The 18228-nt window shown below is 61.2% G+C and carries 18 protein-coding genes and 1 tRNA gene; all 19 read left to right on the top strand.

Going from position 1 to position 18228, the window contains the following annotated elements; translation table 11 throughout:
• Positions 1 to 81 precede the first annotated feature (81 nt).
• The 19 genes from P0D89_RS22265 (at position 82) to P0D89_RS22175 (ending at position 18216) form a co-directional block, all read left to right on the top strand.
• Positions 82 to 1098: an NAD(P)H-quinone oxidoreductase gene (locus P0D89_RS22265; RefSeq protein WP_408359616.1), complete on the top strand. Its 1017-nt coding sequence runs from the start codon at positions 82 to 84 to the stop codon at positions 1096 to 1098.
• A gap of 144 nt (positions 1099 to 1242) precedes the next feature.
• Positions 1243 to 2025 (top strand): triose-phosphate isomerase, encoded by a 783-nt coding sequence (gene tpiA / locus P0D89_RS22260; protein ID WP_408359618.1) that lies wholly within the window; start codon positions 1243 to 1245, stop codon positions 2023 to 2025.
• A gap of 82 nt (positions 2026 to 2107) precedes the next feature.
• The gene (gene secG / locus P0D89_RS22255) at positions 2108 to 2494 is read left to right on the top strand and encodes a preprotein translocase subunit SecG (RefSeq protein WP_408359620.1); all 387 of its coding nucleotides are present in this window, start codon (positions 2108 to 2110) and stop codon (positions 2492 to 2494) included.
• Positions 2495 to 2607: 113 nt separating this feature from the next.
• A tRNA-Leu gene (locus P0D89_RS22250) sits at positions 2608 to 2692 on the top strand.
• 162 nt (positions 2693 to 2854) lie between these two features.
• Complete coding sequence (locus P0D89_RS22245) at positions 2855 to 3214, top strand: NADH-quinone oxidoreductase subunit A (RefSeq protein ID WP_090531360.1); 360 nt, start codon at positions 2855 to 2857, stop codon at positions 3212 to 3214.
• Positions 3215 to 3277: 63 nt separating this feature from the next.
• Positions 3278 to 3757, top strand: coding sequence for a NuoB/complex I 20 kDa subunit family protein (locus tag P0D89_RS22240; protein WP_006052903.1), 480 nt, complete (start codon positions 3278 to 3280; stop codon positions 3755 to 3757).
• A gap of 23 nt (positions 3758 to 3780) precedes the next feature.
• Positions 3781 to 4383 carry an NADH-quinone oxidoreductase subunit C gene (locus P0D89_RS22235; RefSeq protein WP_175161669.1) on the top strand — a complete coding sequence of 201 codons (603 nt, stop codon included), beginning with the start codon at positions 3781 to 3783 and terminating at the stop codon, positions 4381 to 4383.
• Positions 4384 to 4392: 9 nt separating this feature from the next.
• Positions 4393 to 5646: an NADH-quinone oxidoreductase subunit D gene (locus P0D89_RS22230; protein ID WP_408359623.1), complete on the top strand. Its 1254-nt coding sequence runs from the start codon at positions 4393 to 4395 to the stop codon at positions 5644 to 5646.
• A 131-nt stretch (positions 5647 to 5777) separates the two neighbouring features.
• A complete protein-coding gene (gene nuoE / locus P0D89_RS22225; RefSeq protein WP_408359625.1) occupies positions 5778 to 6263 on the top strand; it encodes an NADH-quinone oxidoreductase subunit NuoE in 486 nt (161 codons plus the stop codon).
• Positions 6260 to 7588, top strand: coding sequence for an NADH-quinone oxidoreductase subunit NuoF (gene nuoF, locus P0D89_RS22220; RefSeq protein ID WP_408359627.1), 1329 nt, complete (start codon positions 6260 to 6262; stop codon positions 7586 to 7588). The genes nuoE and nuoF overlap by 4 nt, the downstream gene beginning before the upstream one ends.
• Before the next feature lie 126 nt (positions 7589 to 7714).
• Positions 7715 to 10048 carry an NADH-quinone oxidoreductase subunit NuoG gene (gene nuoG, locus P0D89_RS22215; protein WP_408359630.1) on the top strand — a complete coding sequence of 778 codons (2334 nt, stop codon included), beginning with the start codon at positions 7715 to 7717 and terminating at the stop codon, positions 10046 to 10048.
• A complete protein-coding gene (nuoH, locus tag P0D89_RS22210) occupies positions 10049 to 11113 on the top strand; it encodes an NADH-quinone oxidoreductase subunit NuoH (RefSeq protein WP_408359632.1) in 1065 nt (354 codons plus the stop codon).
• Positions 11114 to 11128: 15 nt separating this feature from the next.
• The gene (gene nuoI, locus P0D89_RS22205; protein ID WP_175150600.1) at positions 11129 to 11617 is read left to right on the top strand and encodes an NADH-quinone oxidoreductase subunit NuoI; all 489 of its coding nucleotides are present in this window, start codon (positions 11129 to 11131) and stop codon (positions 11615 to 11617) included.
• Positions 11618 to 11820: 203 nt separating this feature from the next.
• The gene (locus P0D89_RS22200; RefSeq protein ID WP_408237737.1) at positions 11821 to 12507 is read left to right on the top strand and encodes an NADH-quinone oxidoreductase subunit J; all 687 of its coding nucleotides are present in this window, start codon (positions 11821 to 11823) and stop codon (positions 12505 to 12507) included.
• 20 nt (positions 12508 to 12527) lie between these two features.
• Positions 12528 to 12833: an NADH-quinone oxidoreductase subunit NuoK gene (nuoK, locus tag P0D89_RS22195; protein ID WP_149673722.1), complete on the top strand. Its 306-nt coding sequence runs from the start codon at positions 12528 to 12530 to the stop codon at positions 12831 to 12833.
• Positions 12834 to 12850: 17 nt separating this feature from the next.
• On the top strand, positions 12851 to 14917 hold the full coding sequence (gene nuoL, locus P0D89_RS22190) for an NADH-quinone oxidoreductase subunit L (protein WP_408359634.1): 2067 nt from the start codon (positions 12851 to 12853) through the stop codon (positions 14915 to 14917).
• 14 nt (positions 14918 to 14931) lie between these two features.
• A complete protein-coding gene (locus P0D89_RS22185) occupies positions 14932 to 16422 on the top strand; it encodes an NADH-quinone oxidoreductase subunit M (RefSeq protein WP_408359636.1) in 1491 nt (496 codons plus the stop codon).
• 25 nt (positions 16423 to 16447) lie between these two features.
• Positions 16448 to 17920: an NADH-quinone oxidoreductase subunit NuoN gene (gene nuoN / locus P0D89_RS22180; RefSeq protein ID WP_408359638.1), complete on the top strand. Its 1473-nt coding sequence runs from the start codon at positions 16448 to 16450 to the stop codon at positions 17918 to 17920.
• Positions 17920 to 18216, top strand: coding sequence for a DUF2818 family protein (locus tag P0D89_RS22175; RefSeq protein ID WP_408359640.1), 297 nt, complete (start codon positions 17920 to 17922; stop codon positions 18214 to 18216). The genes nuoN and P0D89_RS22175 overlap by 1 nt, the downstream gene beginning before the upstream one ends.
• Positions 18217 to 18228 lie beyond the last annotated feature (12 nt).

The raw sequence follows: 18228 nt of genomic DNA, 5'->3' as shown, positions 1-18228 counted from the left end.
GTCAGACGATTCGTGTCTGTCGCGACGGGCAAAAGGGTACGCAAGGGTAGGCAACGCAATCCAATCTTGGAGTTGACGCAGATGAAAGCGATCGAAATCACCGAATTCGGTGCGCCGGACGTCCTCAAGCTGGCGGAGCGGCCCACGCCGCAGCCAAAAGCGGGCGAGGTGCTGATCAAGGTGGCGGCGTCCGGCATCAATCGTCCGGACGTGTTCCAGCGCAAGGGTGGCTACGCGCCGCCGCCGGGCGCGTCGGATCTGCCGGGGCTGGAAGTGGCGGGCGAGATCGTCGGCGGCACGATCGACGAGAAGAACAACCCGTTCGGTCTGAAAGTCGGCGATCGCGTGTGCGCGTTGCTGGCCGGCGGCGGCTACGCGGAATACGCAGCCGCGCCGCTGCTGCAATGTCTGCCGGTGCCGACGGGCTTGTCGGATGTCGAAGCGGCTTCGTTGCCCGAGACGTTTTTCACGGTATGGAGCAACGTGTTCGACCGTGCGCAGCTCGGCAAGGGCGAAGGCGCGCCGAACGAAACGCTGTTGGTGCAGGGCGGCTCGAGCGGCATCGGCGTCACGGCGATCCAGATTGCGCACGCACTCGGCTTTCGCGTGTTCGCTACCGCCGGCTCGGATGAAAAGTGCCGCGCGTGCGAGGCGTTGGGCGCCGAGCGGGCGATCAACTACAAAACGGAAGATTTCGTCGAAGTGATCAAGTCGCTGACCAACGACCGTGGCGTCGATGTGGTCCTCGATATGGTGGCGGGCAGCTACGTGCCGCGCGAACTCACGGCCTTGGCCGAGGGTGGGCGCATCGTGCTGATCGCCCTGCTGGGCGGCGCGAAAGCGGAACTGAACCTGAACGAAGTGTTGCGCCGCCGTTTGACCGTGACCGGCTCGACGCTGCGTCCGCGGCCGATCGAATTCAAGGCGAAGATCGCCGCCCAGCTGAAAGAGCGTGTGTGGCCGCATCTCGAAGCGGGCCGCATCAAGCCGGTGGTGCACCGCGTGTTCCCGGCCGCGCAGGCCGCCGACGCGCATGCGTTGATGGAAAGCAGCACGCACGTCGGCAAGATCGTGCTGGCTTGGGGTCAGGACGCTTGACGCGGCCGGGTTGGCACGGTCAGTTTGACCCGATCCACCCCACGCAGTAAAATTGCGCGTTTTGCGCACGCCGAATGAATCCGAAAGGCGGACTGTAAGCGCAAACGAAGTCCGCCGCCAGGCAAGACGGAACAAGACGAGACGATGTCGAAACAACAACGAGGCAAACTGGTAGTCGGTAACTGGAAGATGCATGGGCGTCTCGCCGCGAATGTCACGCTGTTGCAGGCCGTGGCACGAGGCGCGGGCGAGCTGCCGGCCGACGTGCGTGTCGGCGTCTGCGTGCCGAGCCTCTATCTCGCGCAGACTCAGTCGTTGCTGGAAGGCAGTCCGGTCGCGTGGGGCGTGCAGGACGTATCCGCGTTCACGCACGGCGCCTATACCGGCGAAGTGGCTGCGCCGATGGTGACGGATTTCGGCGCCACGTTGGCGATCGTCGGACACTCGGAGCGCCGAGCCTATCATCGCGAAAGCGCCGAACTGGTTGCGGTCAAAACGCAGCGCGCGCTGGAAGCGGGTTTGATGCCGATCGTCTGTGTGGGTGAAACGCTCGAAGAGCGCGAAGCCGGTTCGACCGAGCAGGTGGTCGGCGCGCAACTGGACGAAGTGCTGGCGAAACTCTCGGTGCAGGAGGCGGCCCGTCTGGTCATCGCCTACGAGCCGGTCTGGGCGATCGGCACCGGTAAGAGCGCAAGCGCGGACCAAGCGCAGGCAGTTCATGCGTTTCTGCGTTCGCGTCTGGCGGCAAAGGGCAAAGCGGTGGCGGATGTGCTGCTGTTGTACGGCGGCAGCGTGAAGCCGGAAAATGCGGAAGAATTGTTCCGTCAATCGGATATCGACGGCGGTCTGATCGGCGGCGCGTCGTTGAAGGACCAGGATTTCCTGGCGATCTGCAAGGCGGCGGCCGCAACCAGCGTCGCCGGTTAAGCAGGACGCCTCGGCGAGGATGACCCCATCCCGCGAAACACGTTGTGTGTGGCGCGGTTAAATAAAGACTCAGGTGAGTGTGATGCTGTATTTGAAAACATTGATTATCGTCGTTCAGCTGTTGTCGGCACTCGGGGTCATTGGCCTTGTCTTGCTGCAGCACGGCAAAGGCGCCGATATGGGCGCTGCTTTCGGCAGCGGCGCATCGGGCAGTCTGTTCGGCGCAACCGGCTCGGCCAACTTTTTGTCGCGTACCACGGCGGTGCTCGCGGCGGTGTTTTTTGTCACGACGCTGGCGCTCACTTATCTCGGCGCGTATCGCTCGAAGCCTTCCGCAGGCGTGCTGGGCACGGCGGTGACCGCCCCGGCTGCCGCATCCGCAGCTTCCGCGCCGGTCGCTGGATCGGCGCCGCTGGCTGCGTCGCCGGCATCGGCTGCGTCGGTCCCCTCGACTGACGTGCCGAAATAAATTTTCGTTCAAAGTGCCTTTTGTGCGTTGAACAAACTGTTTAGACAAGTTACAATTCAAGTCTTGAAGCGATTCGCGGGTTTTACAAGTTGTTTTCCCGGATTGCATGCAGTGCCGACGTGGTGAAATTGGTAGACACGCTATCTTGAGGGGGTAGTGGCGAAAGCTGTGCGAGTTCGAGTCTCGCCGTCGGCACCAAAATGTTATCTAAATGCCAGCCGCTTGCTTCGCTTCGGCTGGCATTTTCACTTTCAGGGCACGGCTTGTGTTGGGTTTGCGGCATGTGCGTTTCGGAAGTGATTTCGCGTCAGGAGTGCTATGCTCCTGACGGCACTCAGAACCAACCGATTGAGGATAGTCTTGAACCTCGCAGCCTATTTCCCCGTCTTGTTGTTCCTCATTGTAGGCACCGGTTTAGGCGTAGCGCTGGTCAGTATCGGCAAGATTCTTGGTCCCAACAGGCCCGATACCGAGAAAAACGCACCGTACGAGTGCGGCTTCGAAGCGTTCGAAGACGCGCGCATGAAGTTCGACGTGCGCTATTACCTCGTCGCCATTCTCTTCATCATTTTCGACCTTGAAACCGCGTTCCTGTTCCCGTGGGGCGTGGCCTTGCGCGATATCGGCTGGCCCGGCTTCATGGCAATGATGATTTTCCTGCTCGAATTCCTGCTGGGCTTTGCCTATATCTGGAAGAAAGGCGGCCTCGACTGGGAATGATGGATTTATCGCCGGTTTGCGTGGGTGGCCAAGGCTTGCCGCCCTGTCTGGAGTGGAAAGCAAATGAGTATCGAAGGGGTCTTGAAGGAAGGGTTTGTCACCACTACGGCAGACAAACTGATCAACTGGACGCGCACCGGCTCGTTGTGGCCGATGACGTTCGGTCTTGCGTGCTGCGCGGTCGAGATGATGCATGCGGGTGCTGCCCGTTATGACCTCGACCGCTTCGGCGTGGTGTTTCGTCCGAGTCCGCGTCAGTCGGACGTGATGATCGTCGCCGGCACGCTGTGCAACAAGATGGCGCCCGCTCTGCGCAAGGTCTACGACCAGATGGCCGAGCCGCGCTGGGTGATCTCGATGGGTTCATGCGCGAACGGCGGCGGCTATTACCACTACTCCTATTCGGTAGTGCGCGGCTGTGACCGGATCGTGCCGGTCGACGTCTATGTGCCGGGTTGCCCGCCAACTGCAGAAGCGCTGGTGTACGGCGTGATCCAGTTGCAGGCCAAGATTCGCCGCACCAACACCATCGCCCGTCAATAAGGCCAACGCCTTCTCCCCACAATATGGCAAGCAAACTCGAGACCTTGAAAGCGAACCTCGAGGCGGCCTTTGGCGGCCTCCTGTTGAGCACTACCGAGGCAATCGGTGAGTTGACTATCGTCGTGAAGGCAAGCGACTACCTCAACGTGGCAACGCGTCTGCGTGACGACCGCTCGCTCGGTTTCGAGCAGTGCGTGGACCTGTGCGGTGTCGACTATCAGACGTATGCCGACGGCGCTTATGACGGTCCGCGTTTCGCGGCCGTTCTGCATTTGTTGTCGGTGCAGAACAACTGGCGTTTGCGTCTGCGCGTGTTCGCACCGGACGACGAAGTGCCGATCCTGCCTTCCGTCGTCGAAATCTGGAATTCGGTCAACTGGTACGAGCGCGAAGCATTCGACCTGTACGGCATCGTCTTCGAAGGCCACCCGGACCTGCGCCGCATCCTGACCGACTACGGTTTTATCGGTCATCCGTTCCGTAAAGATTTCCCTGTCTCCGGTTACGTCGAAATGCGTTACGACCCGGAAGAGAAGCGCGTCGTCTATCAGCCTGTGACGATCGAGCCGCGGGAAATCACGCCGCGCGTGATCCGCGAGGATCGCTATGGCGGTCTGAAACACTAAGAGAACGCCATGGCAGAGATCAAGAACTACACGCTCAACTTCGGTCCTCAGCATCCGGCGGCGCACGGTGTGCTGCGCCTCGTGCTCGAACTCGACGGCGAAGTCATCCAGCGCGCCGATCCGCACATCGGTCTGCTGCATCGAGCGACTGAAAAGCTCGCCGAAACCAAGACGTTCATCCAGTCCGTGCCGTACATGGACCGTCTCGACTACGTGTCGATGATGGTCAACGAGCACGGCTACGTGATGGCGATCGAAAAGCTGCTCGGCATCGACGTGCCGGTGCGCGCGCAATACATCCGTGTGATGTTCGACGAAGTCACGCGCGTGCTGAACCACCTGATGTGGATCGGAGCGCACGCGCTCGACGTCGGCGCAATGGCGGTGTTCCTGTATGCGTTCCGCGAACGCGAAGATCTGATGGACGTGTACGAAGCGGTGTCCGGCGCGCGGATGCACGCGGCCTACTATCGTCCGGGCGGCGTCTATCGCGATCTGCCGGATGCAATGCCGCAGTACAAGGCTTCGAAGATCCGCAATGCGAAGGCATTGTCGAAGATGAACGAGAACCGTCAGGGTTCGCTGCTGGACTTCATCGACGACTTCTTCACGCGTTTCCCGAAATGCGTCGACGAGTACGAAACGCTGCTTACCGACAACCGCATCTGGAAGCAGCGCCTGGTCGGCATCGGCGTGGTCAGCCCGGAACGCGCGTTGCAACTCGGCATGACCGGTGCGATGTTGCGCGGCTCGGGTATCGAGTGGGATCTGCGCAAGAAGCAACCGTACGAAGTCTATGACAAGCTCGACTTCGACATTCCGGTCGGCGTGAATGGCGACTGTTATGACCGGTATCTGGTGCGCGTCGAAGAAATGCGCCAATCCACGCGCATTGTGAAACAGTGCATTGAATGGCTGCGTAAGAATCCGGGCCCGGTGATGATCGATAATCACAAGATTGCGCCGCCGTCGCGCGTCGGCATGAAATCGAACATGGAAGAGCTGATTCACCACTTCAAGCTGTTCACGGAAGGCTTCCACGTTCCCGAAGGCGAGGCGTACGCCGCTGTCGAACATCCGAAGGGCGAGTTCGGCATCTACCTGATCTCGGACGGCGCGAACAAGCCGTATCGTCTGAAGATCCGCGCACCGGGCTATGCGCATCTGTCCGCGCTGGACGAAATGGCGCGCGGTCACATGATCGCCGACGCCGTGACGATCATCGGCACGCAGGACATCGTGTTCGGCGAAGTGGATCGCTAGGACATATTCATCGGCGCGCTGCTTCAGGTTGCACCGAAGCGCGCGTCAAGCAAAGGAACGCCGGGTCTGTCGCAGCATGATGTGAGCGACGGGTTTTCGTTCGGTAGGAATTGAAAGAGTCGTGTCTGAAAATGATCTCAGCTGAAGGCCTGAAAGAAATCGATCGTGCGATCGCGAAGTATCCCGCCGATCAGAAACAGTCCGCCGTGATGTCGGCGCTGGCCACTGCTCAGGAAGAGCATGGCTGGCTGTCGCCTGAACTCATGCAGTTCGTCGCGGACTATCTCGGCATGCCGGCAGTCGCCGTGCAGGAAGTGGCTACTTTCTACACGATGTACGAGACCTCGCCGGTCGGCAAATACAAGATCACGCTCTGCACGAACCTGCCTTGCCAGCTCGGCCCGGACGGCGGTTCCGACAGCGCCGCCGAATACCTGAGGCAGAAGCTCGGCATCGACTTCGGCGAGACCACGCCCGACGGCAAGTTCACCCTGAAAGAAGGTGAGTGCATGGGTTCGTGCGGCGACGCGCCGGTGATGCTGGTGAACAACCATCGCATGTGCAGCTTCATGAGCCGCGAGAAGATCGACCAGCTGCTCGAGGAACTTTCGAAATGACGTCTTTACACGATCGTCACATCAAACCGCTGATTCTCGCCGGCCTGAACGGCGACAACTGGCATCTCGAAGACTACGTGGCGCGCGGCGGTTACGCCCAGCTGCGCCGCATTCTGGAAGAAAAGATTCCGCCCGAGCAGGTGATCGCGGACGTCAAGGCGTCGGGTCTGCGCGGCCGTGGCGGCGCCGGCTTTCCGACCGGTTTGAAGTGGAGCTTCATGCCGCGTCAGTTCCCGGGCCAGAAGTACCTCGTCTGCAATTCGGACGAAGGCGAACCGGGCACGTTCAAGGACCGCGATATCCTGCGCTTCAATCCGCACTCGCTGATCGAAGGTATGGCGATCGGCGCGTACGCTATGGGCATTACGGTCGGCTACAACTATATCCACGGCGAAATCTTCGAAGTCTATAAACGCTTTGAACAGGCGCTGGACGAAGCGCGCCGCGCCGGGTTCCTCGGTGAGAACATCATGGGTTCGGGCTTCTCGTTCGAACTGCATGCGCACCACGGTTACGGTGCCTACATCTGCGGCGAAGAAACCGCGTTGCTCGAATCGCTGGAAGGCAAGAAAGGCCAGCCGCGCTTCAAGCCGCCGTTCCCGGCGAGCTTCGGCGTGTATGGCAAGCCCACCACGATCAACAACACCGAGACGTTCGCGGCAGTGCCGTTCCTGCTCGCGATCGGTCCGCAGAATTACCTCGAAATTGGCAAGCCGAACAACGGCGGCACGAAGATTTTCTCGGTCGCTGGCGACGTCGAGCGTCCGGGCAATTATGAAATTCCGCTCGGCACTCCGTTCGCGACGCTGATGGAACTCGCCGGTGGCATCCGCGGCGGCAAGAAGATCAAGGCCGTGATTCCCGGTGGCTCGTCGGCGCCCGTGGTGCCGGGCGAGATGATGATGCACACCGACATGGACTATGACTCGATCGCCAAGGCTGGTTCGATGCTCGGGTCTGGCGCGGTCATCGTGATGGACGAGACGCGTTGCATGGTGCGCTCGCTGTTGCGGCTGTCGTATTTCTATTACGAAGAATCGTGTGGTCAATGCACGCCTTGCCGCGAAGGCACGGGCTGGCTGTACCGCGTCGTACATCGTATCGAGCATGGGCTCGGCCGTCCGGAAGATCTGGATCTGCTGAACTCGGTCGCGGAAAACATCATGGGTCGCACCATTTGCGCGCTCGGCGATGCAGCGGCCATGCCGGTTCGCGGCATGCTCAAGCACTACTGGGACGAATTCGAATATCACGTCGCCCACAAGCATTGCCTCGTCGGCGGTCATGCCGGCGCGGCGGCGGCGTCGGAAACAGTAGCTGCGTGAGTTGACCAGCTGAATGGCTGACTAGCTACCCACCAGACGAACACGTCAACCGCGGGATTCATCGCCTGAAAGCGGGCGATGAACAGGAACGATTGAGCGGTAACAGGTTAAGGAAGATTGACCATCATGGTTGAACTTGAAATAGACGGCAAGAAAGTAGAGGTGCCTGAAGGCAGCATGGTGATCCAGGCTGCGCATAAGGTCGACACGTACATTCCTCACTTCTGCTATCACAAGAAGCTGTCGATTGCGGCCAACTGCCGGATGTGTCTCGTCGATGTCGAGAAGATGCCGAAGGCCGTGCCTGCATGCGCGACGCCGGTGTCGGCGGGCATGATCGTGCGCACCAAGTCGGACAAGGCCGTGAAGGGCCAGCAAGCCGTGATGGAATTCCTGCTGATCAACCACCCGCTGGATTGCCCGATCTGCGACCAGGGTGGCGAATGCCAGCTGCAGGATCTGGCCGTGGGTTACGGCAAGTCGGCATCGCGCTACAGCGAAGAAAAGCGCGTGGTGTTCCACAAGAACGTCGGCCCGCTGATCTCGATGGAAGAGATGTCGCGCTGCATCCACTGCACGCGTTGCGTGCGCTTCGGTCAGGAAATCGCCGGCGTAATGGAACTCGGCATGCTGGGTCGTGGCGAGCATTCGGAAATCACGTCGTTCGTCGGCAAGACGGTCGACTCCGAACTGTCGGGCAACATGATCGACCTGTGCCCGGTCGGCGCGCTGACCAGCAAGCCGTTCCGTTACAGCGCCCGCACATGGGAGCTCTCGCGCCGCAAGTCGGTGAGCCCGCACGATTCCGTCGGCGCGAACCTCGTGGTGCAAGTCAAGAACAACCGCGTGATGCGTGTTCTGCCGTTCGAAAACGAATCCATCAACGAATGCTGGATCTCGGACAAGGACCGCTTCTCGTATGAAAGCCTGAACAGCCCCGAGCGTCTGACGCATCCGATGCTCAAGCAAGGCGGTCAGTGGGTCGAAACCGACTGGCAGACCGCGCTCGAGTACGTGGTCAAGGGCCTGAAGGGCATCAAGGGCGACCATGGCGCGAACGCCCTGGCCGCGCTCGGCAGCGCCCACAGCACGGTCGAAGAACTGTTCCTGCTCAAGGAGCTCGCGCAGGCGGTCGGTACGCCGAACGTCGACTTCCGTCTGCGCCAGTCGGACTTCTCCGCGCCCGTCAACGGTGCGCCGTGGCTCGGCACGTCCATCGCCGATCTGTCGAACGTCGACGCCGCGTTGGTGATCGGTTCGGATCTGCGCCGCGATCATCCGCTGTTCGCAGCGCGCCTGCGTCAGGCGGCGAAGAGCGGCGCGAAGCTCACGCTCCTGCAGTCCACCAGCGATGACGCACTGATTCCGCAGGCGCAACGCGTGGTCGCGGCACCGTCGGCATGGCTCGACGCGCTGGCGGGCATTGCGGGCGCAGTGTCGGAAGCCAACAGTGTGGCGTTGCCGGAAGCATTCGGCGGCACGCAGCCGACCGACGCTCACAAGCAGGTCGCGAAGTCGCTAGCCACGGGCGAACGCCGTCTCGTGCTGCTCGGCAACAGCGCGGTCCGTCACCCGGACTTCGCAGTCATTCATGCGGCCGCGCAGTGGATTGCCGACGCGACCGGCGCGACGCTGGGCTTCCTCACCGAAGCGGCCAACACGGTCGGCGCGCATCTCGTGAACGCGCTGCCGGGCGAGGGCGGTCTGAATGCTCGCGAAGCGTTCGAGCAGCCGCGCAAGGGTTATGTTTTGCTGAACGTCGAGCCGGAATTCGACACGGCCAATCCGGCGCAGGCATTGGCCGCGCTGAAACAGGCTGAAATGGTCGTGGTGATGTCGCCGTTCCAGATCGGCGCCGAATACGCCGATGTGCTGCTGCCGATCGCGCCGTTCACGGAAACGGCTGGTACGTTCGTCAACGCCGAAGGCACGGTGCAGACGTTCAACGGCGTGGTGCGTCCGCTGGGCGACGCGCGTCCGGCATGGAAGGTATTGCGCGTGCTGGGCAGCCTGCTCGGCGCGCCGGGTTTCGAGTTCGACACGGCGGAAGAAGTGCGCAACGCCGTGCTGGGCGACGGCGACCTGAGCTCGCGCCTGTCCAACAAGACCGGCGTCGCGGTTGCACGCGGCAAGTCGGTGAAGGCGGCGGAAGGCAGGTTCGAGCGGATCGCCAACGTGCCGATCTATCACGCCGACGCGCTGGTGCGCCGCGCGCAATCGCTGCATCTCACCGCGGCGGCACGCGCGGCGAATTCGGTCGGATTGCCGGCCGCGCTGTTCGACAAACTGGGTTTGAAAGAAGGCGACGCCGTGCGCGTGCGCCAGGGCGAGCAATCGGTGCAGTTGCCGGCCGTGCGCGACGCAAATCTTGCGGAGACGGTCGTCCGCGTATCGGCGGCTACGCCTGCCGGTGCGGCGCTGGGCAGCCTGTTCGGTGAACTGCTGGTGGAGAAGGCGTAAATGAGCTTGTTCGATACGATCAACTCGGGCGGCACCCAGCTTCTCGGTGTGGCATGGCCCACGGTGTGGGCACTGGTGCGCATCCTGGTGGTGGCCGTCGTGATCCTGCTGTGCGTGGCTTACCTGATTCTGTGGGAGCGTAAGCTGATCGGCTGGATGCACGTGCGTCTCGGCCCGAACCGCGTCGGCCCCGCAGGTCTCTTGCAGCCGATCGCCGACGTGCTGAAGCTCTTGCTGAAGGAAGTGATTCAGCCGGCCCAGGCGAGCCGCTGGATTTACCTGATCGCGCCGATCATGGTGGTGGTGCCGGCCTTCGCGGTGTGGGCGGTGATTCCGTTCCAGGCCGGCGCGGTGCTCGGCGACATCAACGCGGGTCTGTTGTACGCGATGGCGATCTCGTCGATCGGTGTGTACGGCGTGATTCTGGCCGGTTGGGCGTCGAACTCGAAGTACGCGTTCCTCGGCGCGATGCGCGCTGCGGCGCAGATGGTCTCGTATGAAATCTCGATGGGCTTTGCGCTCGTCGTCGTGTTGATGACGGCGGGCACGCTGAACCTGTCGGGCATCGTCAATTCGCAGGAGCACGGCTTCTTCGCGTCGCACGGCCTGAACTTCCTGTCGTGGAACTGGCTGCCGCTGTTGCCGATGTTCGTCGTGTATTTCATCTCGGGCATCGCCGAAACGAACCGTCACCCGTTCGACGTGGTGGAAGGCGAGTCGGAAATCGTCGCAGGCCACATGATCGACTACTCGGGGATGGCGTTCGCGCTGTTTTTCCTCGCCGAGTACATCAACATGATCGTGATCTCGGCCTTGGCTGCAACCCTGTTCCTCGGCGGCTGGAGCGCACCGTTCGGCTTCCTGTCGTTTATCCCGGGCATCGTATGGCTCGTCGCCAAGGTTTTCTTGCTGTTGTCGGTGTTCATCTGGGCGCGCGCCACGTTCCCGCGCTACCGCTATGACCAGATCATGCGTCTGGGCTGGAAGATTTTCATTCCGGTCTGCGTGGTGTGGCTGGTGGTAGTCGGCTTCTGGATCATGTCGCCGTTGAACATCTGGAATTAAAAGGCGGATGAACCCATGACCGCAATCCAAAACTTTTTCAAGACCTTCTTCCTGACGGAACTGCTCAAGGGCCTCGCGTTGACCGGACGCTATGCGTTCCAGCGCAAGGTGACGGTGCAGTTCCCGGAAGAGAAGACCCCGATCTCGCCGCGTTTTCGCGGTCTGCACGCGCTGCGCCGCTATGAAAACGGCGAAGAGCGCTGCATCGCCTGCAAGCTGTGCGAAGCGGTGTGCCCGGCGCTCGCCATCACGATCGAGTCGGAAACGCGCGCGGACAACACGCGCCGCACGACGCGCTACGACATCGACCTGACCAAGTGCATCTTCTGCGGTTTCTGCGAAGAAAGCTGCCCGGTCGATTCGATCGTCGAGACGCACATTCTCGAGTATCACGGCGAGAAACGCGGCGACCTGTACTTCACGAAAGACATGCTGCTGGCCGTCGGCGATCGCTACGAAGCGGAGATCGCTGCGAACAAGGCAGCCGACGCACCGTATCGTTGAAGCGCTTCTCTGTTAGTGCAGTAAAAGCAGCAGTAAAAGCAGCAGTAAACGCAGTAACACGGCCTGTTGTCGGGCCGAGCGCCGCGGTCTGAACGCCGCGGCACGGCGCACCTGTGCGGCAGTTCGGGCTGTTTCGCCCGCTTTGCCAAGTACGCGTGCCAAAGAACAATGCCTGACGATGGCCTAACGATGAACCGGTAATCATGGAATTCACGACCGTACTGTTCTACATCTTCGCGCTGCTCCTGGTTGTCTCGGGGCTGAAGGTGATCACCTCGCGCAACCCGGTGGCGTCCGCACTGTTTCTGGTGCTGGCGTTCTTCAACGCAGCCGCGATCTGGATGCTGCTGGAGGCCGAGTTCCTGGCGATCCTGCTGGTGCTGGTCTACGTCGGCGCGGTGATGGTGCTGTTCCTGTTCGTCGTGATGATGCTGGACATCAATCTCGACGTGCTGCGCAAGGACTTCAAACGCTTCGTGCCGATGGCCACGCTGGTGGGTGCGATCATCGTGATCGAAACCGCGCTGATCCTGTGGCACGGCTACGGCGCGACGGGTACGGCGCTGCGCGATACCACCGCGGCCGCGAACGGTATGGGCGACTGGTCGAACACGCGTCTGATCGGCAAGGTCATCTACACCGACTACATCTTCGCGTTCGAAATCGCCGGCCTCGTGCTGCTGGTGGCGATCATCGCGGCAGTCGCGCTGACCACGAGCCACAAGAAGGACAGCAAGCGTCAGAACGTCAGCGCGCAGGTCAAGGTACGTGCGCAGGACCGGGTACGCATCGTGAAGATGGCGTCGGAGAAAACCGCGGCAACCGTCGCGGCAGAAGAAGCCGCCGCAGCGGCGGCAGCGGCCGAATCGGCCCCTGCTAAAAACAGCTGAGCGGACAGGAGATAGAAATCATGCTGACCCTTGCCCATTACCTTGTCCTCGGCGCGATCATGTTTGCGATCAGCGTCGTCGGCATTTTCCTGAACCGCCGAAACGTCATCATCATCCTGATGGCGATCGAACTGATGCTGCTCGCGGTGAACACCAATTTCGTCGCGTTCTCGCATTATCTCGGCGACGTGCATGGCCAGATCTTCGTTTTCTTCGTGCTGACGGTTGCAGCGGCGGAAGCGGCGATCGGCCTGGCGATTCTGGTGACCCTGTTCCGTAGTCTCGACACGATCAATGTCGAGGATCTCGATCAGCTCAAAGGTTAATTTCAGGAAAAGCGGTTATGTCCACGATACTCAATGAAAACCTGTTGTTGGCGATCCCGCTGGCACCGCTCGCCGGTTGCCTGGTTGCAGGGCTGTTCGGGAAAGCGGTAGGGCGAGCCGGTGCGCATTCGGTCACGATCCTCGGCGTCGCGATCTCGTTCATTCTCTCGGCCATCGTGTTCTTCCAGGTCATGGATGGCGCAAGCTTCAACGCGACCGTCTATCAATGGATGGCGATCGGCAAGACACAATTCGAAATTGGCTTCCTGGTCGACTCGCTGACGGCGATGATGATGTGCGTGGTGACCTTCGTGTCGCTGATGGTGCACGTCTACACGATCGGCTACATGGCCGACGACGACGGCTACCAGCGCTTCTTCTCGTACATCTCGCTGTTCACGTTCTCGATGTTGATGCTCGTGATGAGCAACAACTTCCTGCAGCTGTTCTTCGGCTGGGAAGCGGTGGGCCTGGTGTCGTACCTGCTGATCGGTTTCTACTTCACGCGTCCGACCGCGATCTACGCGAACATGAAGGCGTTCATCGTGAACCGTATCGGCGATTTCGGCTTCCTGCTCGGTATCGGCCTGCTGTTCGCGTTCGCCGGTTCGATGAACTACGGCGACGTCTTCGCGAAGCGCACCGAACTCGCCGCGTTGACGTTCCCGGGCACGGACTGGGGTCTGCTGACGGTGGCCTGCATTTGCCTGTTCATCGGCGCGATGGGTAAGTCGGCGCAGTTCCCGCTGCACGTCTGGCTGCCGGACTCGATGGAAGGCCCGACGCCGATTTCGGCGCTGATTCACGCAGCAACCATGGTGACGGCGGGTATCTTCATGGTTACGCGCATGTCGCCGCTGTTCGAACTGTCGGATACGGCGCTGTCGTTCGTCATGGTCATCGGCGCGATTACCGCGCTGTTTATGGGCTTCCTCGGGATCGTCCAGAACGACATCAAGCGCGTAGTGGCTTATTCCACACTGTCGCAGCTCGGGTACATGACGGTCGCGCTCGGCGCGTCGGCTTATTCCGTCGCCGTGTTCCACCTGATGACGCACGCGTTCTTCAAGGCGCTGCTGTTCCTCGGCGCGGGTTCGGTGATCATCGGCATGCACCACGACCAGGACATGCGCAACATGGGCGGCCTGCGCAAGTACATGCCGATCACGTGGATCACGTCGCTGATCGGTTCGCTGGCGCTGATCGGCACGCCGTTCTTCTCGGGCTTCTACTCGAAAGACTCGATCATCGACGCAGTGAAGCTGTCGCATCTTCCGGGTTCGGGTTTCGCATACTTCGCGGTGGTGGCGAGCGTGTTCGTCACAGCGCTGTATTCGTTCCGTATGTACTTCATGGTGTTCCACGGCAAGGAGCGTTTCCGCGATCCGAAGCATCCGGAATCGCCGATGGGCGCGGAAGCCGCAGCGCATGCACATGGCGCGCACGGCCACGACGCCCATGGCCACGGCCACGACGACCACGCACACGAGCCGCATGAAACGCCGTGGGTGGTGTGGCTGCCGCTGGTGCTGCTGGCGATCCCGTCGGTGGTGATCGGCGCGATCGGCGTCGGTCCGATGCTGTTCGGCGACTTCTTCCAGCATGGCGTGGCGTTCGACAAGGTGATCTACATCGGCGAAAACCATCCGGCGCTGCACGAGATGGCCGATGAATTCCAGGGCTGGGCGTCGATGGGTCTGCACTCGGTTGCGGGTCTGCCGGTCTGGCTGGCGCTCGCGGGCGTGGTGGTCGCGTGGTTCCTGTACCTGGTTCGTCCGGACCTGCCGGCTGTGATCAAACGCGCATTCGGCCCGATCTACACGTTGCTCGATAACAAGTACTACATGGACAAGATCAACGAAGTCGTGTTTGCGCGGGGCGCCGTGGCAATTGGCCGTGGGCTCTGGAAGGAAGGCGACGTCGTCGTGATCGACGGCATCGTCAACGGCAGCGCACGCTTTATCGGCTGGTTCGCCGGCGTGATCCGGTTCCTCCAGTCCGGCTACATCTACCACTACGCGTTCGCCATGATTATCGGCATGTTGGGGCTCCTGACCCTGTTTGTAACGCTCGGCGGCAAATAAGGCGAGGGACACTAATGCACGCTTATCCGATTCTCAGCATCGCGATCTGGTTACCGATCCTCGTCGGTCTCCTGGTCCTGGCTATCGGTTCCGACCGGAACCCGGCTCCCGCGCGCTGGATTGCGCTGATCGGCTCGGTCGTCAGCTTCCTCGTGACGATCCCGCTGATCACCGGTTTCGATTCGAGCACCGCCGATCTGCAGTTCGTCGAACAGGCGAGCTGGATCGAGCGCTTCCACATCACATACCACCTGGGTGTCGACGGCATCTCGATGTGGTTCGTCGTGCTGACCGCATTGATCACGGTGATCGTGGTGATCTCCGCGTGGGAAGTGATCACGAAGAACGTCGCGCAGTACCTCGCCGCGTTCCTGATCCTGTCGGGCATCATGGTCGGCGTGTTCAGCGCGGCCGACGGCATGCTGTTCTACGTGTTCTTCGAAGCGACGCTGATCCCGATGTACATCATCATCGGTGTGTGGGGCGGGGCGAATCGCGTGTACGCGGCGTTCAAGTTCTTCCTGTACACGTTGATGGGCTCGCTGCTGATGCTGGTCGCGTTGCTGTACCTGTACATCGAAACCGGCACGTTCGACCTCGCCACGTGGCAACACGCGCAGATCGCGATGACGCCACAGGTGCTGATCTTCATAGCGTTCTTCCTGGCCTTCGCGGTGAAGGTGCCGATGTGGCCGGTGCACACGTGGTTGCCTGATGCCCACGTGGAAGCGCCGACCGGCGGCTCGGTCGTGCTGGCGGCGATCATGCTGAAGCTGGGCGCATACGGTTTCCTGCGCTTCTCGCTGCCGATCACGCCGGACGCAAGCCATTTCCTCGCGCCCGTCGTTATCACGCTGTCGCTGATCGCGGTGATCTACATCGGTCTGGTCGCGATGGTGCAGGCCGACATGAAGAAGCTGGTCGCGTACTCGTCGATCGCGCACATGGGCTTCGTCACGCTCGGCTTCTTCATCTTCAACCAGCTCGGTGCGGAAGGCGCGATCGTGCAGATGATCTCGCACGGTTTCGTGTCGGGCGCGATGTTCCTGAGCATCGGCGTGCTGTACGACCGCATGCACTCGCGTCAGATCGCCGATTACGGCGGCGTCGTCAACGTGATGCCGAAATTCGCGGCATTCGTGATGCTGTTCGCGATGGCCAATTGCGGCTTGCCGGGCACCTCCGGTTTCGTCGGCGAGTTCATGGTGATTCTGGCTGCCGTCCAGTACAACTTCTGGATCGCGGGCGGTGCGGCGGTCACGCTGATTCTCGGCGCGGCCTACACGCTGTGGATGTACAAGCGCGTGTACTTCGGCGCGATCGCCAACGATCACGTTAAGAGCCTGCTGGACATCGGCCGTCGCGAGTTTTTCATGCTGGCAGTGCTCGCCGCACTGACGCTGTTCATGGGCCTGTATCCGAAGCCCTTTACCGATGTGATGCACGTATCCGTGGAAAACCTCCTCTCCCACGTTGCGCAGTCGAAGCTGCCGTTGCCTCAGTAACGCCGAGCGGAGGAATTTAAAGACCATGCAAAACGCCCCTATGACTGCTCTGTTGCCCGACGCACTGGTGATGTTCGCCGTTGTCGTCGCGTGGCTCAACGACACGTTCGTCGGCCAGGACGGTCGCCGTACCACGTATTTCATCGCATTCTTCTCGACGCTGGTCGCCGGGATCTGGTTTGCGATGAACGCGTTCGACCCGCAAGTGCGCTACTTCTTCGGCCACATGTACGTGGTGGACCCGTTCGCCAACGTGATGAAGGCGGTGGTGTCGCTCGGCTACGCCGTGTCGATCGTTTATTCGCGCCGCTACCTCGAAGATCGCGGTTTGTTCCGCGGTGATTTCTTCCTGTTGGGCATGTTCTCGCTGCTCGGCCAGCTCGTGATGATCTCGGGGAACAACTTCCTGACGCTATATCTCGGTCTCGAACTGATGTCGTTGTCGCTGTACGCCGTGATCGCGCTGCGTCGCGAAGTGCCGCAGTCGAACGAAGCCGCGATGAAGTACTACGTGCTCGGCGCGCTGGCTTCCGGGTTCCTGCTGTACGGTATCTCGATGCTGTACGGCGCGACCGGCTCGCTCGACCTGAACGAAGTGTTCAAGGCAATCGGCACGAGCCACTACGATCCGAGCGTGCTGCTGTTCGGTGTGATCTTCATCGTGGCGGGCGTGGCGTTCAAGATGGGCGCGGTGCCGTTCCACATGTGGGTGCCCGACGTGTATCAGGGTGCGCCGACGGCGATGACGCTGATCGTCGGCGGCGGCCCGAAGGTCGCGGCATTCGCGTGGGGTCTGCGCTTCCTCGTGATGGGTCTGCTGCCGCTCGCGGTCGAATGGCAGCAAATGCTGGTGATTCTGGCGGCGCTGTCGCTGATCGTCGGGAACATCACCGGTATCGTGCAGCGTAACGTCAAGCGCATGCTCGCGTATTCGGCGATCTCGAACATGGGCTTCGTGCTGCTCGGCCTGCTGGCCGGTGTGGTCGACCAGAAGACCGTGGGCGCCGCCAGCGCGTACGGTTCGGCGATGTTCTACAGCATCGTCTATCTGATTACGACGCTCGGCACCTTCGGCGTCATCATGCTGCTGGCGCGTCGCGATTTCGAAGCAGACACGCTCGAAGACTTCAAGGGCCTGAATCAACGCAGCCCGGTGTTCGCGTTCGTGATGATGATCATGATGTTCTCGCTCGCCGGCATTCCGCCCGCGGTCGGCTTCTACGCGAAGCTCGCAGTGCTGCAGGCGACCATGAATGCCGGTCTGACCTGGCTCACGGTGCTGGCCGTGATCACGTCGCTGTTCGGCGCGTTCTACTACCTGCGTATCGTCAAGCTGATGTATTTCGACGAGCCGCAAGACAAGTCGCCTATCATGGCCGATACCAGCACGCGCGCATTGCTCGCGCTCAACGGTGTTGCCGTGCTGGTGCTGGGCATCGTGCCGGATCCGCTGTTGAAGGCTTGCCTGCAGGCTATCCAGCACACGCTGCTGCTCTGATGTCGGCTGCAGGCTGGTTTATCGTGTTGTTGGCGCTGGTCGGCGCCAACCTTCCTTTCCTGAATCAGCGCCTCTTCGCCGCTGTGCCGTTGAAAGTGGCGAAGAAGAGTGCGTGGATCCGGATCGCCGAATTGATCGTGCTGTACTTCGTGGTCGGCGCGCTCGGTTTTCTGCTCGAAGCGCGAGCGGGGAACCGCTTCGAACAGGGCTGGCAGTTCTACGCGATCACGTTCGCACTGTTCGTTGTGTTCGCATTTCCCGGCTTTACCTTCCAATATCTCGTCAAACGCCGCTGACGGCGTCTCGCC

This window comes from Paraburkholderia sp. RL18-085-BIA-A, from assembly GCF_046027075.1.
Lineage (GTDB): Bacteria > Pseudomonadota > Gammaproteobacteria > Burkholderiales > Burkholderiaceae > Paraburkholderia.
Note: the sequence above shows the minus strand (reverse complement) of the source record. Positions and strands in the feature narration are given on the sequence as shown.